The organism is Hymenobacter glacialis, assembly GCF_001816165.1.
In the GTDB taxonomy this organism is placed as follows: domain Bacteria; phylum Bacteroidota; class Bacteroidia; order Cytophagales; family Hymenobacteraceae; genus Hymenobacter; species Hymenobacter glacialis.
Window position 1 is genome coordinate 1 of record NZ_MDZC01000049.1, and the last position, 20943, is coordinate 20943.

General features: G+C 63.7%; 14 protein-coding genes. 7 read left to right on the top strand and 7 right to left on the bottom strand.

Annotation, left to right across the window (positions count from 1 at the left end):
- The 5 genes from BEN48_RS19055 to BEN48_RS06265 form a co-directional block, all read left to right on the top strand.
- The coding region (locus tag BEN48_RS19055; protein ID WP_070733751.1) for a hypothetical protein at nucleotides 1-849 on the top strand (849 nt) is incomplete at its 5' end.
- A gap of 21 nt (nucleotides 850-870) precedes the next feature.
- Nucleotides 871-1545, top strand: a complete 675-nt coding sequence (locus tag BEN48_RS06250) for a response regulator transcription factor (protein WP_070733752.1) — start codon at nucleotides 871-873, stop codon at nucleotides 1543-1545.
- 82 nt (nucleotides 1546-1627) lie between these two features.
- On the top strand, nucleotides 1628-2962 hold the full coding sequence (locus tag BEN48_RS06255) for a sensor histidine kinase (protein ID WP_070733753.1): 1335 nt from the start codon (nucleotides 1628-1630) through the stop codon (nucleotides 2960-2962).
- 203 nt (nucleotides 2963-3165) lie between these two features.
- Nucleotides 3166-5754 (top strand): T9SS type A sorting domain-containing protein, encoded by a 2589-nt coding sequence (locus BEN48_RS06260; RefSeq protein WP_125932504.1) that lies wholly within the window; start codon nucleotides 3166-3168, stop codon nucleotides 5752-5754.
- A 501-nt stretch (nucleotides 5755-6255) separates the two neighbouring features.
- Complete coding sequence (locus BEN48_RS06265; protein ID WP_070733755.1) at nucleotides 6256-9735, top strand: class I SAM-dependent DNA methyltransferase; 3480 nt, start codon at nucleotides 6256-6258, stop codon at nucleotides 9733-9735.
- A 10-nt stretch (nucleotides 9736-9745) separates the two neighbouring features.
- Here BEN48_RS06265 and BEN48_RS06270 read toward each other — a convergent pair whose 3' ends face one another.
- Entirely contained in the window at nucleotides 9746-10162 is a 417-nt protein-coding gene (locus BEN48_RS06270; RefSeq protein WP_070733756.1) for a hypothetical protein, read from the bottom strand.
- Nucleotides 10163-11035: 873 nt separating this feature from the next.
- Here BEN48_RS06270 and BEN48_RS06275 point away from each other — a divergent pair.
- Entirely contained in the window at nucleotides 11036-11437 is a 402-nt protein-coding gene (locus BEN48_RS06275; RefSeq protein ID WP_193408658.1) for a DUF6122 family protein, read from the top strand.
- A 55-nt stretch (nucleotides 11438-11492) separates the two neighbouring features.
- Here BEN48_RS06275 and BEN48_RS06280 read toward each other — a convergent pair whose 3' ends face one another.
- The 4 genes from BEN48_RS06280 to BEN48_RS06295 form a co-directional block, all read right to left on the bottom strand.
- Nucleotides 11493-13943 carry a multicopper oxidase domain-containing protein gene (locus BEN48_RS06280; RefSeq protein ID WP_070733758.1) on the bottom strand — a complete coding sequence of 817 codons (2451 nt, stop codon included), beginning with the start codon at nucleotides 13941-13943 and terminating at the stop codon, nucleotides 11493-11495.
- A 34-nt stretch (nucleotides 13944-13977) separates the two neighbouring features.
- Nucleotides 13978-15135, bottom strand: coding sequence for a DUF2231 domain-containing protein (locus tag BEN48_RS06285; RefSeq protein ID WP_070733759.1), 1158 nt, complete (start codon nucleotides 15133-15135; stop codon nucleotides 13978-13980).
- A gap of 279 nt (nucleotides 15136-15414) precedes the next feature.
- Nucleotides 15415-16095 carry a class I SAM-dependent methyltransferase gene (locus tag BEN48_RS06290; protein WP_083320816.1) on the bottom strand — a complete coding sequence of 227 codons (681 nt, stop codon included), beginning with the start codon at nucleotides 16093-16095 and terminating at the stop codon, nucleotides 15415-15417.
- Between the two features lie 217 nt (nucleotides 16096-16312).
- Nucleotides 16313-17035 (bottom strand): ceramidase domain-containing protein, encoded by a 723-nt coding sequence (locus BEN48_RS06295; RefSeq protein ID WP_070733760.1) that lies wholly within the window; start codon nucleotides 17033-17035, stop codon nucleotides 16313-16315.
- 37 nt (nucleotides 17036-17072) lie between these two features.
- Between BEN48_RS06295 and BEN48_RS06300 the strand changes: the two genes are divergently transcribed.
- A complete protein-coding gene (locus BEN48_RS06300; RefSeq protein ID WP_158010113.1) occupies nucleotides 17073-17516 on the top strand; it encodes a transposase in 444 nt (147 codons plus the stop codon).
- A 28-nt stretch (nucleotides 17517-17544) separates the two neighbouring features.
- On the opposite strand, the gene BEN48_RS06305 is transcribed toward BEN48_RS06300, so the two are convergent.
- Together BEN48_RS06305 and BEN48_RS06310 are read right to left on the bottom strand one after the other, a co-directional pair.
- Nucleotides 17545-19704 carry a heavy metal translocating P-type ATPase gene (locus BEN48_RS06305; protein WP_070733762.1) on the bottom strand — a complete coding sequence of 720 codons (2160 nt, stop codon included), beginning with the start codon at nucleotides 19702-19704 and terminating at the stop codon, nucleotides 17545-17547.
- A 49-nt stretch (nucleotides 19705-19753) separates the two neighbouring features.
- On the bottom strand, nucleotides 19754-20938 hold the full coding sequence (locus tag BEN48_RS06310) for an efflux RND transporter periplasmic adaptor subunit (protein ID WP_070733763.1): 1185 nt from the start codon (nucleotides 20936-20938) through the stop codon (nucleotides 19754-19756).
- Between the last annotated feature and the right edge of the window lie 5 nt (nucleotides 20939-20943).

The window sequence follows — 20943 nt, forward strand, 5'->3', positions numbered from 1 at the left end:
ATGGGGTGGCTGCTCGGCAGCCGGCCGGCCGCCGGACAGGCTGTGGGCAGCGGCCAGCCCACGGGCAGCCCGGCCGTGGGCGCCGACAGCGTGGCCCGGCACGGCGGCTTCACGGCGGCGCTCAACTACGGCAGCAACTCCTCGTTCTTCGGGCGCACCCAAACCACCCGCTACCCTTACCTGGCTGGCGAGCTCACCTACAAAAGCAAGTTTGGCGTGTGGGGATCGGCCGTGAGCTACGACTTGTTCGGCACCAGCAGCTTCGTGGACGAAACGGACCTGTCGGCGGGCTGGGACTTCGACTTGTCGAAGCAAGTAGACGCTTCGGTGAGCTATTCGCGCTTCCTGTTTGCGGCCAATAGCCCGCTGGTGAAGTCCAGCGTCAACAACTCGGTTGATGGCTACCTGGGCTGGGACTGGGGCTACGTATACTCGCGGCTGAACGCGGCCTACCTATTCGGCGACACCAGCGACTTTTTCTTTGTGCTCGACAACTCCCGCAATTTCGAGTTTGAGGAAGTATTTACGCCCAAGGGCTACCTAGCCATCGAGCCGCGCGTGAGCGTGACGGCCGGTACGCAGCGCTTTGCCGAAACCAGCTTGCAGCAGCAAATTGGGCGGGGCAAGGGCAAAGGCCCCGGCCGGGGCAACGGCGGCACCACCACCACTGTAACGACCACCACCCGCCTCCAGGTGCTCAACTACGAGCTGCGCCTGCCCGTGACCTACTCGCTGGGCGCCGTATCGGTGCAGGTGGCCTGGCGCTACGCCGTGCCCGTAAACCTGCTGCCCGACGACGTGTCGGGGGCGCGCTCCTACTTCACCAGCAGCCTGTCGCTGAACCTATAGCCTCTTTTTCCGGCACCGCGCATGACCGTTTTAATCGTTGAGGATGAGCGCACGCTGGCCCGCGAGCTGGGCATCTTCCTGCACAACCAGAATTTTGCCTGCACCGTGGCCCGCACCGCTGCCGAGGCCCGCTGGCAGCTGGCCGACACGCCCTTCGATTTCGTGCTGCTGGACCTGGGCCTACCCGACGGCGACGGGCTGGACGTGCTGGCCGAAGCCAAGCAGAACGAGCTGGCGGCGGCCGTCATCATCCTCACCGCCCGTTCGGCCGTGGAGGACCGCATCGGCGGGCTGGAGCTGGGGGCCGATGACTACCTGGCCAAGCCCTTTTCGCTGCCCGAGCTGCTGGCCCGCATGCACGCCATCACGCGCCGCCGCTTTGGGCTGCACAAGCCCACGGTGCCGGTGGGCGCGTTTTCCCTCGACCTGCAAAACCGCCGGCTACTGCATGCGGGCCAGGAGGTGGGCCTTTCGGTGAAGGAATACGACGTGCTGAGCTACCTGGTGCTCAATAAAAACCGAGTGCTGACGCGCCTGCAGCTCACCGAGCACATCTGGGGCAATCTCTCCGAAGCGGGCTTTGATTCCAACTATATTGACGCCCACATCAAAAACCTGCGCAAAAAGCTGGGCCAGCACGCCGATACCGACTGGCTCGAAACCGTGCGCGGCCTCGGCTACCGCGTGCGGGTGTGAGGCGGGGATGAATACACAAATTAAGAACGTCATGTCTCGGCTGCGCTCGACATGACGTTCTTCCTTATTTCAACTCATTTTCTTGAAGCTCAGCACCAAATTCTCCCTCTTCAACGCCGGTTCCCGCGTGGCCATTCTGCTGCTGCTGGTGCTGGGCCTGCCGCCGGTGATGAGCCGGCTGGCCCTGCTGAGCACCGACCAGCGGCTGGGCCAGAAAAAAGAGAAAGTGCTGAAGCTGATTCGCCGCAACGGCATCTCGGCTTTTATCGATGGCGAGCAGTCGTCCTACGGCAGCTACAACCTGCTCAAGGAGGAATTTATCTCCATTGAAGCCATTGTGCCGGGGCCAAAGATTGACGTCATCGAGGACTCGAAGCGGGCCGTGGAGGACGAAATTGTCGAATACCGGGTGCTGAGCTACTCGTTTGCTGAGGGCCGGCAAAACTACCTGCTCGAAATCGGGCGCAGCACGGGCAGCATCGGCGAAACGGAGCGCAACTTCCGCCGCTACGCCCTGTACATGCTGCTGGTGGCCGTGGCCCTCACCACGCTCGCCGACCTGGCCTTTTTTCGCTACCTGCTGGCCCCATTTTACACCATCATCCAGAAGCGGCTCAAAAACAGCCACTACCCGCCGGCCTTCGTCTTCGACCCCATCGAAACCAGCACCGATGATTTCCGCTACCTCGACGAGAGCCTGCGCGAGATGATGAGCACCATTCAGGCCTCCTTCACCAAGGAGCGGAAGTTTATTGCCGACGCCTCGCACGAGCTGCTCACACCGCTGGCCGCCCTGCAGTACCGCTTCGACAACATGCTGGCCGACGAAGGCCTGTCGGACGAGAACCTGATGCGGGTCGTGGAGTCGCAGCGCACCGTGTACCGGCTGCGCACCATCATTAAGTCCTTGCTGATGATATCCAAAATTGAGAACGACCAGTTTGTGCGCACCGACACCGTGTCGCTGGCCGGGCTGGTGACTGAGGTGTGCGAGGAAGTGCAGGACCGGCTGGAAGTGCTGCACCTCACGCTTACGCACGCCGTGGAACCCGATTTCACGGTGCGTAACTGCAACCGCGGGCTGCTGTTCACGCTCGTATTCAACCTGGTGAGCAACGCCATCAAGTACAACCGCGAGGGTGGGCTCATCTACGTGTTGGGCCGGCCCGCGCCGGCCGGGGCGGGCTACGTGCTGGAGGTGCGCGACACGGGCCACGGCATTGCCAAGGCGCAACTGCCGCACTTGTTTCACCGCTTCGACAAGGGTGCGACCACCGACCCGGACAGCTACGGGCTCGGGCTGAGCATTGCCCGCACCATTGCCGACCTGCACGGCGTGGAAATTGACGTGAACTCCATCGAAGGGCTGGGTACCTCGTTTCTGCTTACTTTTCCGGCTGCTTTGCCTAGCAGGTAGCCGCGCGGTGGCGGGTTATCATGTTCGCATCATGTTGGGCCGCTAGCCTTGTGCACTGGCTTGGGCTAGGGAGTGCTAATAACTGCTTCTTATCGACTAGTTTAGCGCATTCGGGCAGGCCCGAATTAAACTCTACGGTTCAGGGCATGTCTACGGTCTCACCGCTTTCATCCAATCCCAATTTCTCACACTTTTTTTCTTTTATGACGACACCCCTACGCTCAAACCGCTCGCTGAAAGAGTGGTATCGCCCAATGGCATGGCTCTGGCTGCTGGCCGCTTGCTGGTTGCCCAGCCAAGTCCTGGCGCAGTCGCCGGGTCCCGATGGCGGCACGCTGAGCCCGGCCACCAGCACGGTGTGCTCCGGCTTCAACTCCGGCACCCTCACGCTCACGGGCTTCACGGGCTCCATTCTGAAGTACCAGGCGGACAATGGCAGCGGCTACGTCGACATCGCCAATACCGCCCCGACCTACACGTTTTCCAACCTGCAAACCACCACCAGCTTTCGGGCCGTGGTGCAGAACGGCGCCAACCCCGCAGTGACTTCCACGGTAGCCACCGTGACGGTGAACCAGCCGCCCACGGCCACCATCAACTCGCAGGGGCCGACGCGGTTTTGCCAGCAGGGCACCATTTACCTGGTGGCGGGGCCGAGCGGCAACTTCACCTACCAGTTTCTGCGCAACGGCATCAACATTGCCGGAGCCACGAGCCAGGTGTATTCGTCTCTCGTCACGACCAGCGGCAGCTACTCCGTGCGGGTGACCGACGCGGCCGGGTGCTCTGCGATTTCCTCTTCTATTCAAATTCAGGTGCAGCCGCAGAACGTGGTGAACCTGAGCACGAACACGCCCACCACCTTTTGCCAGGGCGGCTCGGTGCTGCTCTCGGCCAACGTGAGCGGCACAGGAGCCAGCGGCTACACCTACCAGTTTTTGAAGGACGGCAACCAGATTCCCGGCGCCACTAACGCCACCTACTCGGCCACGACCAGCGGCAGCTACACCGTGGTGGTTGATAACCCGGCCACGTGCTCGTCCACGTCCAACGCCGTGACGGTGACCGTGACGCAGCCCACCGTGGCCACCATTAACTACCCGGCTGCCAGCTACTGCCAGAGCGGCGCAACCAACCCCACGGCTACGGTTACGCCCACGGGCGGCACGTTCTCCTCCACCGCGGGCCTGAGTCTGAACACCACCACGGGCACTATTGCCCTGGCGCAGAGCCAGCCCGGCACCTATAGCGTGGCCTATACCAGCGGCGGCAGCTGCCCCGGCACTGCCTCGGCCAACATTACCATTACGGCCGCCCCGACGGCGGGCTTCAGCTACGCGGGCGGCAGCCGCTGCGCCGGTACCACCGGCACGCTCACGCCAACTGCGGCCACTGGCGCCACGGCCGGCACCTATTCGGCTAGCCCGGCGGGCCTGAGCTTGAACGCCGGCACCGGGGCCATTGATTTGAGCCAAAGCCAGCCCGGCTCCTACACCGTGACCAACACGGTGGCCGCTGCCAATGGCTGCGCGGCTGTGTCGGCCACCACTTCGGTGGTGCTCACGGCCCAGCCCGTGGCCACGCTGGTGGCCGGCGGGGCCACCACCTTCTGCCAGGGCGGCAGCGTGGTGCTTACCGCCAGCGGCGGGGCCGCCGGCGCTACCTACCAGTTTCTGAACAACGGCCAGCCCGTGGCCGGCGCTACGAATGCGACGTTCACGGCCTCGGCGGGGGGCAGCTACAGCGTGGTCATCACCAATCCGGGGGGCTGTGCCAGCACCTCGGCCCCTACCACCGTAACGGTGAACCCGCAAACCACGGCTACCTTCTCCTACAGCGCGGGGGCGTATTGCCAGAACAGCGGCACCACGCCCACGCCCACCATCACGGGCACAGGGGGCGGCGCCTTCACGTCGGCTCCCGCGGGCCTGAGCAGCAACGCCAGCACCGGTGCCATCAACCTGGCGGCCAGCACGTCGGGTACCTACACGGTGACCTACAGCGTGGGCGGGCCGTGCCCAAGCACAAGCACGGCCAGCGTGACCATCACGGCTCCGGCCGTGGCCACGTTTAGCTACGCCAGCAGCAGCTACTGCGCCACCGGAACAACTGCCGCTACGTTGGCCACGGGTGGCGCCGCGGGCACGTTCACGTCCACCACCGGGCTGAGCCTGAACGCAACCACGGGCACCATCGATTTGAGCCAAAGCCAGCCCGGTACTTACGCCGTGACCAATACGGTAGCAGGTGGCGGAGGCTGCGCGGCAGCTTCGGCCACGGCCACGGCCACGCTCACCATCAACGCACTGCCGGCACAGCCCACGCTCACAAGCAGCGGAACGCTGCTCACGGCCTCGGCCGCGCCGGGCGCCACGTACCAGTTCTACCTGAACGGGGTGGCAGTAGCCGGCGCCACAAACGCAACCTACACCGCCACTCAGAGCGGCAGCTACACCGTGGTGGTGACCAACGCCACGGGCTGCGCTTCGCTGCCTTCGGCCCCGGTGGCAGTGGTGGTGGTGGTGACGGCGGCCCGCACCGGCTTGGCCGCTGCCAATCTCACGGTATTCCCCAACCCCACCACGGGGCGCCTGACGGTGACGCTGAGCGGCCGCCACTCGCGGGCCCAACTGGCGGTGTATAACGCCCTGGGCCAGGTAGTGCTGACCGGCACGCTGACCGCCAGCGCGGCCACGGGCGAGCTGGATTTGACCACGCTTGCCACCGGTGTGTACGTGCTGAAAGTGACCAGCACCGAGGGTAGCGTGACGCGCCGCCTGATGCGGCAGTAAGCAGATTAAACCCGTTTGCGATACGCCATTCCACACAACAGCGCCGTTTCGACAACTGTCGGAGCGGCGCTGTTGCGTTTGGGTGACCAGGTAGTGATGCGAAAAGCTATGGCTTTTGGAGGACGGTTCGACTTCGCTTAAGTACTCGTGCAGAAGTAAGCGTATGCTCTGGTCTGACCGCCCTAGGCGGTCTGACCGGTTGTCGTCGGACCGAAATTGCTGGTGCTTCAACCGGTCAGACCGCTTAGGGCGGTCAGACCAGTAGGTCCGAATCGAGTATGGCTACTTCTGTGCCAATACTCAGCATGACCGCCAACTGGGCACTTTTCAGTATTTAGGAACAAGTCTTCTGAGTAAAACCAGTCGGCAGGAAGACAGATTTCCGGCAAATGATGCCACTTGTTTGCCAACCGTTGGCAACTAACGCTACCTTAGCCGCTCTACCCACCCGCCGGCCTTTTCCGGAAAGCCGCGCTACTCCACCAGGAATCCTTCCCCCACGTGCACTACACCGACTTTGAAACCCGCTGGCTGAAATCCGGCGGCGCGGAGCGGGCCAACTACGGCCTGTTTCTCACCGACCTCTGCGACCTGCTGGGCGTGGCCCGGCCCGATGCCACCACCGACGACCCCGCCCAGGATGCCTACGTGCTGGAACGGGCCGTGACCTTTGGCAACAGCGGCGGCAAGGGCAGCACCGGCCGCATCGACCTCTACAAGCGCGGCTGCTTCGTGCTCGAAACCAAGCAGGGCACCGACACCCCCGACCAGCAGGCCCGCGCCGCCAAGGCCGAGCTGGGCCTGCCCGCCGACAAGCGCCGCAAGGGCCACGCCGTGCGCGGCACCGCCAAGTGGGGCCAGATGATGGAAGCCGCCCGCCAGCAGGCGCTGGGCTACGTGCGCGCCCTGCCCGGCTCCGAGCCGCGGCCGCCGTTTGTGGTGGTGGTAGACGTGGGCTACTGCATCGACCTGTACAGCAACTTCGCCGGGGTGGGCGACAACTACGTGCCCTTCCCCGACTCGCAAACCTACCGGCTGCGCACGGCCGACCTGGCCGACGAGCGGGTGCGCGCCCGCCTCACGCAGGTGTTTGCCGACCCGCAGGCGCTGGACCCCAGCCGGCGGGCGGCACAGGTGACGCGGCAGCTGGCCGGGCAGCTGGCGGCGCTGTCGGCGCAGCTGGAGCGGGCGGGCCACGCCTCCGACGCGGTGGCGCAGTTTCTGATGCGCTGCCTGTTCACGATGTTTGCCGAGGACGTGGCCCTGATTCCGAAAGACTCGTTTTCGGGGCTGCTGGCGGCGTATTCGGCTACCGAGGAGCTGCGGGGCCTGCTGCCCGACGCGCTGCAAAGCCTGTGGCACACCATGGACAAGGGCGGCTTTGCGCCGGACCTGCGGGCCAAGCTGCGGCGCTTCAACGGGCAGCTGTTTCACGAGGCCTCTGCCCTACCCCTCAACGCCGACCAGCTGACCTTGCTGCGCGAGGCGGCCAAGGCCGACTGGGCCGAAGTGGAGCCGGCCATCTTCGGGACGCTGCTGGAACGGGCGCTGGACCCGAAGGAGCGGCACAGCCTGGGCGCCCACTACACCCCGCGCCGCTACGTGGAGCGGCTGGTGGTGCCGGCCGTGGTGGCGCCGCTGCGCCGGGAATGGGCGGCGGCGCAGGCGGCCAGCGCCCGGCGCCTGGAGGAGAACAAGCCCAAAGAAGCCCGCGAGGAGCTGGTGACGTTTCTGCGGCGGCTGACGTCGGTGCGGGTGCTGGACCCGGCCTGCGGCTCGGGCAACTTCCTGTACGTGACGCTGGAGCACCTCAAGCGGCTGGAAGGCGAAGTGCTGACCGCCATCAACAGCTACGGGCAGACGGGCCTGCTCGACCTGGGCGGCGGCACCACCGTGAGCCCGCGCCAGCTACTGGGCCTGGAGCTGAACCCGCGGGCGGCGGCCATTGCCGACGTGGTGCTGAAAATCGGCTACCTGCAGTGGCACCTGCGCACCAACGGCATCACGCAGCTGGCCGAGCCGCTGCTCGATGAGTACCGCAACATCCGCCAGCAGGACGCCGCCCTGCGCCACGACGCGCCCACGCCCCGCCTCGACGCCCACGGCCAGCCCGTGACCCGCTGGGACGGCACCACTCGCCCGCACCCCACCACCGGCCAGCCCGTGCCCGACGAAACCGCCCGCACGCCCGTGCTCGACTACCCCAACCCCCGGCCCGCCGAGTGGCCCGAAGCCGATTTTATCGTGGGCAACCCGCCGTTTGTGGGGCCGGCCCGCATGCGCGACGCCCTCGGGGATGGCTACACCGAGGCCCTGCGAATAGCCTACAAAGGCAAGGTGCCCGACTCGGCCGATTTGGTGATGTACTGGTGGTACAATGCCGCCGCCGCCGTACTGCGCGGCCCCGCCGAGCGGTTCGGCTTCATCACCACCAACAGCCTCAAGCAAACCTTCAACCGCCGCGTGATGCAGCCCTTCCTGGAAGGCGACCCGGCCCCGCTCACCCTCACCTTCGCCATTCCCGACCACCCCTGGGTGGATGCCGCCCAAGGCGCCGCCGTGCGCATCGCCATGACGGTGGCCGAACGCACCACCGCCGCGTCCGCGGGCCAGCTGCTGGTGCTGAAAACGGAAGCCGTAGCCGAAGGAGAAGAAGCCGCTGAAGTGACTTTTGAGGAACAGCAGGGCCAGATTCTTTCGGACTTGTCAATTGGCGCTGCTTTGGATAGCGCCAAGTCTTTGAAAGCTAATTCGGCATTAACAAACAGAGGTTTTGAACTTGGCGGAGCTGGCTTTATTATTACCCAAGATGAAGCCCGCCAACTAGGCCTTGGTGAAATAGCTGGCTTGGATAAGTATATCCGACCTTATCGAAACGGACGCGACTTGGCAGACAAACCACGCGGCGTTATGGTCATTGATATGTTTGGACTTACTGAGGCTGAGGTTTTAACTAATTACCCGCTTGTTTATCAGCGTTTGGTTGAAAGAGTTAAGCCTGAGCGTGACCAAAACCGCGACGCAATACTCAGAAATAACTGGTGGCTTCATCGGCGTGCAAGAACAGACTTGCGCGATGCTCTGCGCGGCACTCAGCGCTATATAGCAACTGTAGAAACCTCTAAGCACCGTGTCTTTCAGCTTTTAGCTACTGACATTTTACCCGACAATAAACTGATAGTCTTCGCGCTAGATGATGCCTATTGTTTAGGTGTTTTGTCAAGTCGGATTCATACCACTTGGGCTCTTGCGACTGGCAGTTTCTTAGGTGTCGGTAATGACTCAGTGTACGCAAAGACGCGCACATTCGACCCCTTCCCCTTCCCTGCGGCCACCGAAGCCCAACAGGCGGAAATCCGCAAGCTGGCCGAACAGCTCGACGCCCACCGCAAGCGCCAGCAGGCGCAACACCCCACGCTCACCCTCACCGACCTCTACAACGTGGTGGAGAAGTTGCGCGCCGGGCTGCCCCTCACGCCCAAGGAGCAAGCCACCCACGAAAATGGCCTCGCCGCCGTGGTACTGGAGCTGCACCGGCAACTCGACGCGGCCGTAGCCGCCGCCTACGGCTGGCCCCCCACCCTCCCCGAGCCGGAGCTGCTCACGCGGCTGGTGCAGCTCAACCAGCAGCGCGCGGCCGAAGAAGCCGCCGGCACCGTGCGCTACCTGCGCCCCGCCTACCAGGCCCCGGCGGGCACGGCCCCCGAGCAGCTTTCCATGCGCCAGGGGCTGGCCCCCGACGCAGGGGGCAGCGCGGCCACGGCCACCGTGCGGCGCGAGTGGCCCACCGGCCTGGCCCAGCAGATGCGGGCCGTGCGCGAGGTAGTGGAAGGCAGCACGGGCGGGGCACTCACGGCGGCGGGCGTGGCCGGCAGCTTCGCGGGCAAGGTGCGCGCCGCGCAGGTGCAGCCGCTGCTGGAGTCGCTGGCCGAGCTGGCGCTACTGCGCCACGTACCGGAACAGGAGGCGTATGCGCTGTAAGGCAACGGGGCTACCCCACCTGCGCGAGCCAAGCCGTGGCTTCGGCTTCGGTTTCGAAGCGGCGGAAATACATGGGCGCCCCGTTGGCCTCCTGCACAATCTGGCCCATGGCGAGGCGCGTAAACACGTTGTGCGACATGACCACGGCGCCGTATAGCCCGGCCGGGTGCCGGGCGGCGGTGGCGCGCCAGAAGTCCACGCACCACGCAACTTCCTCGGGCGAGAAGGGCGTTAGCAGGCGCTGGTCGGTGAGGAAATGATGCCAGTTGTTGCGTTCCAGCACGTTGCGCAGGTGGCTAAACAGGCCCTGCAGGTCGGGCAGGGTATGCTTGCCGTCGTTGTATTGGAAGAGGGCGTAGCCGTCGGGGTGCTCGTAGAGGCGGCCGACGGCATTTTCGAAATACAGCCGGATAGTAGCAGGGGCCATTGAGGTGTAGAAGAGTAGCGAGGGCCCGCCGCGTATGGGAAGGGGTAGTTGTAGGGGCAAAGATAGCCCGGTTGTGGGGGCTTTCGGGGCGAATAGCTACGTGCGCCGGTGGGGCCGTGCGGAAGTGAGCGCAGAAGTGAGCGGGCTGGCGGTAGAACGTTATGCTCCATCTGGCGTCCGCTTGTCGAAGCATCTCTACCGCGCCATCTGTCATCCTGAGCTTGCGAACCGGAGGTCGGCGTAGCCAAGGACCTTATTACCCGGCAACGATTCGTTCTCCGGCGAGAGGATGCTTCCTTTGGTACGCCAGATTAGGCATGACAGGCGGTGGGAAGGATGCTTCCTTCGGTACGCCAGATTAGGCACGACAGGCGGCGCGGTAAAGATGTTTCGGCTGCGCGGACGCCAGATGAGCATGACGGCCTTTTTTGCTACGGTTACTTTTGCGTAACTACTTAAACGTACTTTTTCGGCCCGTTGTAATAACCCCGCATGGTTCTCTCGCCTGTTTTCCGCCTCCTGAGCTGTATCGCCGCCGGCCTGGTGCTGCTGCTGGCCGGTTGCCGGTCAGCCGCTGTAGTGCCCCGGTTTGCCGCTGCCAGCTATTCCTACCCTGCGCGGCCACTACCGCGCTCCGACACGGCGACGGCCCGCCCTGCCCACGAATTGGCCGCCACCTCGCACAGGCCGCCGGTAAAGCCGCCGGCGCGGCTCCGGGTCGCAGACTCACTAAATCACAGGCTATCAGGCAAGAAGCAACGGGCCAACCAATCGGCTGGAAGTTATCCGGTAGCAACCACTGCCGATACCGCGACCAGCTCAACCCAACTGATGCCTCAGCGTGAGGTACCCCGGCCATCCGCCCCCAAATTATTGAGCGCCAAAACGCTCGTGCATTACGGCCTGCACTTTGTGTTTCCAGCCGTATTGGCGCTGGTGTTTTTCCCCGTGATGTGGCAGGCCGCCTACCTGGTTATGTTGGCCACGATGCTCATCGACTTAGACCACCTGCTGGCCACGCCCGTCATCGACCCGCTGCGCTGCAGCGTGGGGTTTCATCCGCTGCACTCTTTTTATGCCATCCCGGTGTATGTGCTGATGCTCCTGCTGCCGGCGACGCAAGTGGTTGCCGTGGGGGTGCTTTTCCACCTGTTCACGGATACGGTTGATTGCCTGTGGTCTTTCCGCTACTGTCAGGAGTGTTACGTCAACTCCCGTATTCGGGGGCTGGCCGACTGGGTGCAGAAGCTATTGGGCCGTAAGGAGTTCGAGTAGGTTTCGAGTAGGTTGGGCAAAAAGCGTGTGCCGGCAACACGCTCGGAAAGGTGGCCTAATAGTGGAATGTGAGACCCGCGCCCCAGCCGTACTGGTTGTCGTAGTTGGTGCTCAGGGAGGCGTATTTGCCGACCATGTAGCGGAAGCCGAGGGAGAATTCCTTGTCGGTGTTGCCGCTGATGTCCATGAACACGTTGTTGCTTAGCGGCAGGTCGCGGCGCTCCAGGCGCAGGCGCAGCTGGCCGGTCAGGTCGGTGCGCAGCTCGGCGCGCACCAGCATCGGCAGCAGGTAATACAGGCCGAATTCGGCCTGGCGGCGGAAGTTGCGGTTGTTCTCCAGCGTGCGGCGGTTGCCGCCTTCGGCATCGGCGGCCGAACGCAGGGTTTTGTTGTCGCGGAAGTCGAAGCCCACGAAGCCGGCCCACAGCTGCTGCTTGTCGAGGTAGCGCAGCAGGTGGGTTTCGGTTTCGTAGTTGCCTTGGTAGTTCACCCGGCCCTCAAATTCCAGCGCGTTGCGGTTGTTGGAGAGGTTGGCTTCCAGATAGGCCCCCTGCGAATGCACGGCCAAATCAGCCCACGGGTACACGGCGTTGTCCTCGCGCTTGAGCACCTGGTAGCCGGTTTTGGCAAACTCGTTCTGCGGGCTGGCATCGTAGCTGATGACACGGGCCATGCCGGACATCATGTGGTAGAGGATGTGGCAGTGAAAAAACCAGTCCTGCGTCTCATTCGCTTCAAACTCGATGGTGACCGTACCCATCGACGGTATGTCGAAGGTGTGCTTCATGGGCGAGTAGGCGCCCTGGGCGTTGACCAGGCGGAAAAAGTGCCCGTGCAGGTGCAGGGGGTGGCGCATCATGGTCAGGTTGGTGAAGGTCATGCGCACGTTCTCGCCCCGGCGAATCGGGATTTTGTCGGCCTCCGACAGGGTCTTGTTGTCGAACGACCAGAGGTAGCGCCGCATGTTGCCGGTGAGCGTGAGCCGGATGTCGCGCCACTGCCGGGAGGAGTCCAGCGTGGTCGGGTTGAGGGCCCGCAGCTGGTTGTAGGTGAAGTCGCCGCCGCTGCCGCCCATGCTCATGCCGGCCATGCCGCCGCCCATGCTCATGCCGGCCATGCCGCCGCCCTGGTCCTGCATGCTGCCCATGCTCTTGCCGCCCTTCTCCTGCTCGTTCATCGGCCGGGTTTGCGGCGAGGGCGTTGTGCTGGCGGGCAGGGTGCCGTTTTGCATGTTCATGCCCGGCATGGCCGGGGCCTGATTCGGCTGCTGGTCCTTCATGTCCATGCCCGGCATATCGCCCCCGCTGCTCCCTTGCATGTTCATGCCCTTCATGCCTTTCATGCCCTTGCCGTTGGGGTCCAGTTGGCCGTTGCCGCCCATGTCCATGCCGGCCATGTTGCCCATGCTGCCCATTTCGCGCATCATCTGAAAGTAGTTGATGCGCGGCAGGTCGGGCGCTTTCAGCGGCTCGCCGGCCCCGAAATAGCTGGAAGTGTAGCCGGTGATGTCGTTGGCGGTGGCCCGCAGCTCGGCCGCGCCCGCGGGCGGAATGGTGATGAGCAGGTCGTAGGTTTCGGCCGTGGCAATTTCGAGCTTCGACACCGGAAAGGGCTCCACGTTGATGCCATCGGCCGCCACCACCTGCATGGGCCCGCCGGCGTACTGCAGGTAGAAGTAGGAAGAAGCGCTGCCGTTGATGATGCGCAGGCGCACCACCTCCCCCGGTTTGGCGTCCTTGAAATAGCCCTTTTCCCGGCCGTTGGTCAAAAACTTGTTGTAGTAGATGTCGGTGATGTCCATGGCCGGCATGCGGCCCCATTCCTGCTTCACCTTGTCTTTGAAGTAGCCGGCGGCAATGGCCTCGCCGTAGCTCTGGGTGGCGCCTTTCTGCACGGCAAACCACTCGCCGGCCCGCTTGAGGTAGCGCAGCACCTCCTTGGGCGGGTGGTCGGTCCAGTCGGAAAGCACCAGCACGTACTCCTTGAGCTCGTACTTCACGGCGTTGGGCTGGATGACGATGGAGCCGTAGAGCCCGCTCTGCTCCTGCAGCATGGTGTGGGAGTGGTACCAGTAGGTGCCGCTCTGAATCAGGGGAAAGGTAAACGTGTGGGTAGTGCCCGGCTCGATGGGGGCCGTGTTGAGGTAGGGCACGCCGTCCTCCTGGTTGGGCAGCAGCAGGCCGTGCCAGTGGATGCTGGTTTCCACGCTCATCTGGTTGTGCACCCGGATGATGGCCGTGTCGCCCTCGGTAAAGCGCAGCGTGGGGGCCGGAATCTGGCCGTTGATGGCAATGGCCAGGCGGGTCTTGCCGGTGAAGTTCACCGTGCGCTCGTCCACGTACAGGTCGTACTCCACGCGCTTGCCGGCGTGGCTGGCCCGGGGCCTCACCACGTGGCCGCGCAGGTCCTGGTCGGGGGGCGGGGTGGCGGGGCCGTTGGCATTCCCGGCCTTGGGCATGGCCTGGTGCTGGGGCGTCTGGGCAGCCAGCAGTAGCGAACCGAACAAAAAGAGCAGAAGGGCAAATAGTCTCATCGGTACGCTATTGTTTGTCGGTCTTGGGTTGGTTGCGGGCGGGGTTGTTGTCCTCAAAGCGGAACCGGTCCATCGGGTTGGCCGGCATGCTCATACCCGGCATCGTGGGCATGGCCTGTCCTTTTTCCATGCCGGGCATGTCCTGCATGTTGCCCATCGGCGGCCTGGCTTGGGTTGGCTGCCTGGGGCTTGGTGCCGGCATGCCGGGCATATCCGTCATGTTGCCCATGCCCTCCATTCCGGATTTGTCCTTGGCCGGTTTTTTCGCGCCGGCTGCCGGCTTATTCCTACCCGGCATGTTCTCCATTTCGGGCATGGCCTCCATCTGCATCTGCAGCTGCTTTGGTTTGGTCGGGCGGCTCATATCCATGCCAGCCGGCATTGGTTGGGTGCCTTTTGAGGACGGCATCTTCATGCCGGGCATGTCGGGCACGGCCCCCGCCGGCGAGGCGGACCGGGCCGGACGAGCGGGCTGAGAGCCGCTCATGTCCATGTCGCCCATCTGGCCGGGGGCAGTGCTGCTGCCCTGCCTGGGGGAATTGTTGCCGCTCATGTCCATGCCCGGCATTTCCTGGGAAGCAGGCATTTCCAGGGGTGCTTGTCGGCCTGAAGCTGTTGGTGAGTCGTTCTGTTGTCCCTCCGCACCTTCCGCCGCCACGTGCCCATCTGCTTCCATGTCCATGCCCGGCAGGGGTTCCTCCCCTCCGTGGCCGTGGCTTTTATCCAGCAGGCGGCCCTGTGGCCCCACGCCCTCTACGTAGATGAGCTGCGCCCCGCGGTGACCGGCCACCGACAGCACGCCGGCCGTGGCCACGGCCGAAACCAGCACCAGCACTTCGTAGGCCCGCCGCTCAATCCGGAAGTACTTGCCGATGCCGGCCAGCAGCAGCGTGATGCCAGACAGCCACAGCGTGTAGCCGGCGAATTGCTCGTGGGACGCATATACGGCCGCCGCCCGGGGCGCCAGGCCCACGGGCAGAGCGTGAAACACGGTGCTGGCGGCCAGCGCCCCCGCGAAGCCCCCGGCCATCACCCCAATGGTTATCCACTTCACCGGGGGCCAGACCTTGTACACAAGCACTGCCTGCAGGGCCGCGCCGAGCAGGAGGAGAACGATGGGGAAATGCACCACCAGCGGGTGCAGGTTGGGGAAATCTTCGAACATAGCGAGGGTTTCGGGGAGGAAAGCGCGGCCGCCGCTTGCCAATGCGCAACAGGCCACGGCTTCTACGGCTGAACGTACCCGGTAGGCGGCTTCTGGTACACCCGCCGGCAGCGCGTGATGTAGCTGAGCAGGCTGCTGGAGCCGGGCAGCTCTCCAAAGAGGTGATGTGCGCGGTGAGCCTGCGCGTGCGTAAACAGGAGGGGATAAGCTAGCTAAATTCTTCAAGCAGCGGCAATACGCTACGCAAGCTGGTATTCATTCATCACGAGTCAAGTGGTGTCAGCATCGGGCAATTACTACGTGGCCCCACCAGTTGAGGTAGCTGTAGGGGGCAGGGAACTTGGCAAAGTGCCGCGTTGTAAACCCCGCCTGTTCCAACACGGCTTCCAGCTCAGCTCGGGTGTACAGATTGGCATGCCACCAGCGCCGGATGAGCCAGTTCATCCAGATGGACTGCTGGCTGATAAAGAGCACGAAGGTGCCGTCGGGCTTGAGCCGACGGCGCAGGCCCGCCAGGGCCTCCACCAGCCGGGCTTTCGGCAGGTACTCCAGCATGGCCGCCGAAACGATGAGGTCGTATTCATGCCAGGTAGCAGGGAGTTGGTCGAGGGCGAGCACATCGGCGGCCACCATTTCCAAATGGGGAACCGGACGCCGGACCAGCTTCTCCCGAAACCGGCTGAGCATAAGCGGGGTCAGATCGAAGGCAGAGAAGTGGGCCGGTAGCAGGTGGCGCGCCTCCAGGGCCGCGTGCAGCGCCAGTGTTGTCGCTCCGGTTCCGCAGCCCGCATCGAGGATTTTCAGGTGAGGACGCAGCATATCCGCCTGCTCAAAAAAACGCTGAAGACCCTGTGGGTAGCGAAGCACGCGAATAAATCCGTCGTAAAGGCGGGTGCGGGCGGAATACAAGCCCCGGACCAGCTGCGAATTGCTCTTGACGGGTTTCAGGGAATTCGACATGAAATCTCGGGTAGTAGTCAGTAGTTATGTAAATGCAGGAGCTGGCGCAGCCTTCGGAAGACTCACAGCGGGATTCATCTTCCGGTTATTCATTTGGCCCGAATTCATTCGGCCGCATTTTCATGAGGCATGAGCGTTGAACGGGAGAAAACGAACGGTAGGCAGACACGCAACAAAGTGTGTCTGCCAGAGTGCTGGGGAAAGGCCAGCTTCTGAATCAGCCCCGCTTGCCTGCGTCAGTGACCAAGGGTTGCGGGGAAAAGCGCAGCACCGGAATGCCGGTGTAAAAGCGGTAAACGCAGTACAAGGCCAGGGCGTCCAGCCAGTGCCACAGGGCGTGGCCCGACACCCAGTGGTTTGTAGGGTCGCACACTATGTGCTTGACATCGAGAAGCCACAGTCCGTAGCCGAGCAGGAACGAACCCCAAAAAGCCCAGAACCAGCGGTAGGAGGGGCGGTAGTCTTGCCGAAAAAATAGAATGGCTTCCAGCACGATGCAGCACAGCACGCTTTGCAGCGCGTACGACGTACGGGCCAGGTCCCGGTCCCAAAACAGCAGGCCGAAGAACCCCAGAAAGAACACCCAGTATACCAGCACAATAGCCGGCTTGCCCCAATTTGTGAGTCGCCGCACGTTCATGGCAAACATGAAAGCCGAGCCCAGGTAAATAGTCGAGAAGTCGATAATGCCCCCGACCCAGGTTTCCGAAGCGTGGAAGAAAGCAGACCCCAGGCCCGTGGCAATGGAAATGTAAGCCAGGGGAATGAGGTGCCGCGCGTTGTGTTTTCCAGCGTGCCGAAATATCAGGTAAGCCACCACCAGAAAGCCCAGGTTGGAAACCGTATTGCCAGGCTGCCGCACCCAACCGCAGAGCGATTCCTCGCAGAACTGCGCGGCCGCATACTCAAACTCGTGCCAGGGGCAAGATTGAAATTCCATTTAATAAGGTTCGATGGGGCAATATTGTTGTTCAAGTATGGCAACGCCCAACAAGTTTGGGTGGGGCCTTGCAAGGTCAACCAGAAAAGAGCATCCAAGCAGCTATTTAATTTACGGCATTCCTCAGCGCAGCGTGGGCAGGCATTGGCGCGCTCCTGGCTGTGCTGGGACCGGACAGATACAGGCAGCCATTGCCGTGAGCGGCGCCGTCAACAGCGACATCTTTATCGCCTGCCTGCGCCAGGTGCTGGGTCTGATGCTGCGGCCCGGTGACATGGCAGTGCTCGAAAACCAGTCGGCCCAACAAGTAGCCGGGCTGGCAGGGGCGGTCAACGCCTGTGGCCCGCGCCTGCCGTACCTGCCGCCCTCCTCACCCGACTGCAATTTCATTAAACGCGCCTTCAGCGAGCTTGAAAACGTGGCTGCCCTTGCCCAGGTCAGGCTTTGCAGGCCGTTATTGGCACCGCCGCCTACTGGATAAGCGAGCAGGATGGATACCAACAGCTGGTTTAGCTATTAGGCGCGGGCGGGCTGCTGAAGTCCATGCGCTGAATGCGCACGGCGTTCAGGATGGCCAGCAGGGCCACGCCTACATCGGCGAATACTGCTTCCCACATGGTGGCCAGGCCGCCGGCACCGAGGGCCAGCACGGCGGCTTTCACGAGGAAGGCCAGCCAGATGTTCTGCCAAACTACCCGGTGGGTGGCTTTGGCGATGCGGCGGGCGGTGGCAATTTTGCTGGGGTGGTCGGTTTGAATGACCACGTCGGCGGTTTCGATGGTGGCATCGGAGCCCAGGCCGCCCATGGCGATGCCCACGTCGGCCAGGGCTATTACGGGGGCGTCGTTCACGCCGTCGCCCACGAAGGCCAGGCGGTGCCCGGCGGCTTTGAGGCGCTCCACGTGCGCGGCTTTGTCTTCAGGCAGCAGCCCGCCGTAGGCCTCCGTAATGCCCAGCTGCCGGGCCACGCGCTGCACAATGGTGTCCTTGTCGCCGGATAGCATTACCACCGTGCCGATGCCCTGCGCCCGGAGCTCCTGCACGGCCTGGGCGGCGTCTTCCTTCAGCTCGTCGGCCACGGTGAGGTAGCCGGCGTATTGTCCGTCCACGGCTACTACCACAATGCTGTCGGTCACCTGGTCCACCTCGGCCGGGTAGGCCACGCTGAATCTGGTGAGCAGCTTGGCGTTGCCGGCCAGCAGGTCGTGGCCGTCTACGCGGCCACGCAGGCCGTGGCCGGCTATTTCCTCCACGTTTTCCACGGCCAGGTTGGTGCCGCTGCCGCCCGCATGCTCCACCACCGCCTTAGCAATGGGGTGGGTGGATTTGGCTTCGAGCGCCGCGGCCAGGGCTGTGAAGCGGGCTGCATCCTGGGTAGCCCCGGTAGGGCCGGAGGCGGCCACCACCTGCTGCACGGCAAACACGCCCTTGGTGAGGGTGCCGGTCTTGTCCATTACCACGGTGTCAATCTCGCGCATCACGTCCAGGAAATTCGAGCCTTTGAAGAGCACGCCCACCCGGGAAGCCGCCCCAATGCCGCCGAAATAGCCCAGCGGAATGCTGATAACCAGCGCACAGGGACAGGAAATAACCAGAAACACCAGCGCCCGGTAGAGCCAGTCGCGGAACACGTAGTCGTCTACAAAAAAGTAGGGCAACAGCGTGAGCAGTACGGCCAGGCCCACCACAATGGGCGTGTAGATGCGGGCAAACTTGGTGATGAACTGCTGGGTTTTGGCCTTGCGGCCCACGGCGTCCTGCACCAGCGCCAGAATCTTGCTCAGCTTGGTGTCCCGGTAGCCGGCCGTGACGGTAATCTGGCTCAGGGTGTCCTGGTTTATCATGCCGGCCAGCACCACGTCGCCCTGCTGCTTGGTCTGGGGCACCGACTCGCCGGTGAGGGCAGCCGTGTTGAAGGTGGCGCGCGCCGAAAGCAGCGTGCCATCCAGCGCCACTTTCTCACCGGGCCGCACCTCAATAACGTCGCCCACGGCCACGGCTTTGGGGTCGAGCACCAGGCGCTGCCCGTCGCGCAGCACGCCCACTTCGGTGGCCTGAATTTCGAGCAGGGCCTTGATGCTGCGCTTGGCCCGGTTCAGGGCCGCGTCCTGAAACAGCTCGCCCACGGTGTAAAACAGCATCACGGCCACGCCCTCGGCGTATTCGCCAATGGCAAAAGCCCCAATGGTGGCAATGCTCATGAGCAGAAACTCGTTGAAGATGTTGCCTGAAGGAATGCTCAGCACGGCGGAGCGCAGCACCTTCCAGCCCACCAGCAGGTAGGCCACCCCAAACCAGAGCGGCCGCACGAAGCCGCTGAAAAAACCGACCTCGTAGTAGTCCATGGCAATGCCGGCCAGCAACAACACCAGACTGATGCCCGGCACCAGGTAGGGGTAGTCGCCGGCCGGGCCGTGGTTGTGGTCATCGCCGGAAGCGTGGTCGTGGCCGGCGTGCTCGTCGGCGGGCCGGCCGGCCAGGTCCACTACCCGCTTGCCGGGCGGATGGTTGTGGCCGCTGTGGTCGTGGCCGGGCACGTCGTGGCCTTCGGGCGAGGCCGCCGCCTTGGGCGTGAGCTGCTCGCGGGTGAGGGCCCCCACGTTTTCGAGCTGTACCTGCTTGGCGGTGTTCAGCTCTTCGTCGAGGTTGTCGGAGGAAGGGTTGGGCATGGGCGAAGAAAATCAGATGAGAAAACGCCAGGCCACAAACCAAGCCGGCCTACTCTTCCTCCTCGGCGTTTTTAAGCTTGCTGAGCAGCGAGTAAGCTCCTTCTACGACAAAACGCAGGGGTTTGCCCAATTCGGCGGCCGGCAATTGGAATTCGGTGTAGCCATCCTCGCTCACGCCGCGCCTGACGGGCACCATGCGGTAGGAAGCCGAGCCGGGCGGGCCGGCTGCGTTGGTGGCCACAAATACGTAGGCCTGGGCGCCGTACTGCACCACGGCTTTTTCGGGGAGCGTGGGCACGGTCACGCGGTTGGTTTCGATGACGGCCCGCACGAAGGTGCCCGGCAGGAGCTGCTCGTCCTCGTTGTCGAGGTGGGCGTGCACCCGCACGGTGCGCTCGTTGCTGATGGTTTTGCCGATGAGGTAGATGCGGGCAGTGCGTTCGCGGCCCACCGAGTCGTTGCCCAGGGCGAAGCGCACCAGCTGCCGCACTTTCACCTGCGGAATGTCTTTCTCAAACACCATCAGCTCCACGTGCAGGTGCTCGGGGTTCACTATTTCAAACAGCACGTCGGTGGGCGTCACGCTCTGGCCCACGCTCACGTTCACGGCTTTCACAAAGCCGCTTTGGGGCGTGCGCACCGCGGCCGTGGTCACCATGGCCCCGCCCACGGGCAGGCCCGCGAAGCGCAGCCGGGCGGCCTGGGCGTTGGTTTTCACCTTCATGGCCTCGTACTCGGCCTGCGCGCGCTGGTAGTTTTTCTGGGGGGCTACTTCCTGGCGGTACAGCTCGCCCTGCCGCTCGTACTCGGCCTTGGCAAATTTGAGCTGGCTGCGGGTTTCCAGGTAATCCTGCTGCAGCTGCACAAAATCGGGGTTGCGAATGACGGCCAGCACCTCGCCGGCCCGCACCTTGGTGCCCTGCAGCAGCTCGGTGTGCTGCACAAAGCCGCCCAGCGGGGCACTCACCGAGGTCAGGTTTTCGGGTGGCACGTCCAGCACGCCGTTCACTTTCAGGCCGCCGCTCATGGGGCGGTTGGTGAGGGAGTCCAGGCGCAGGCCGCCCATCTGCTGCTCGGCGGCGGTCAGCGTCACCTGGTCGGGGGTGGCGGCCTCACTCGTTGCGCCCGTTGCGGGGCTGGCCTCCGTTGTTTCGGCGGCTTCGGCGGGAGCTTCGTTTTTCCCACAGCCCAGCAGCACGCCAAGCAGTAAGCAATACAGGAGAATGGGTTTCATAAGAA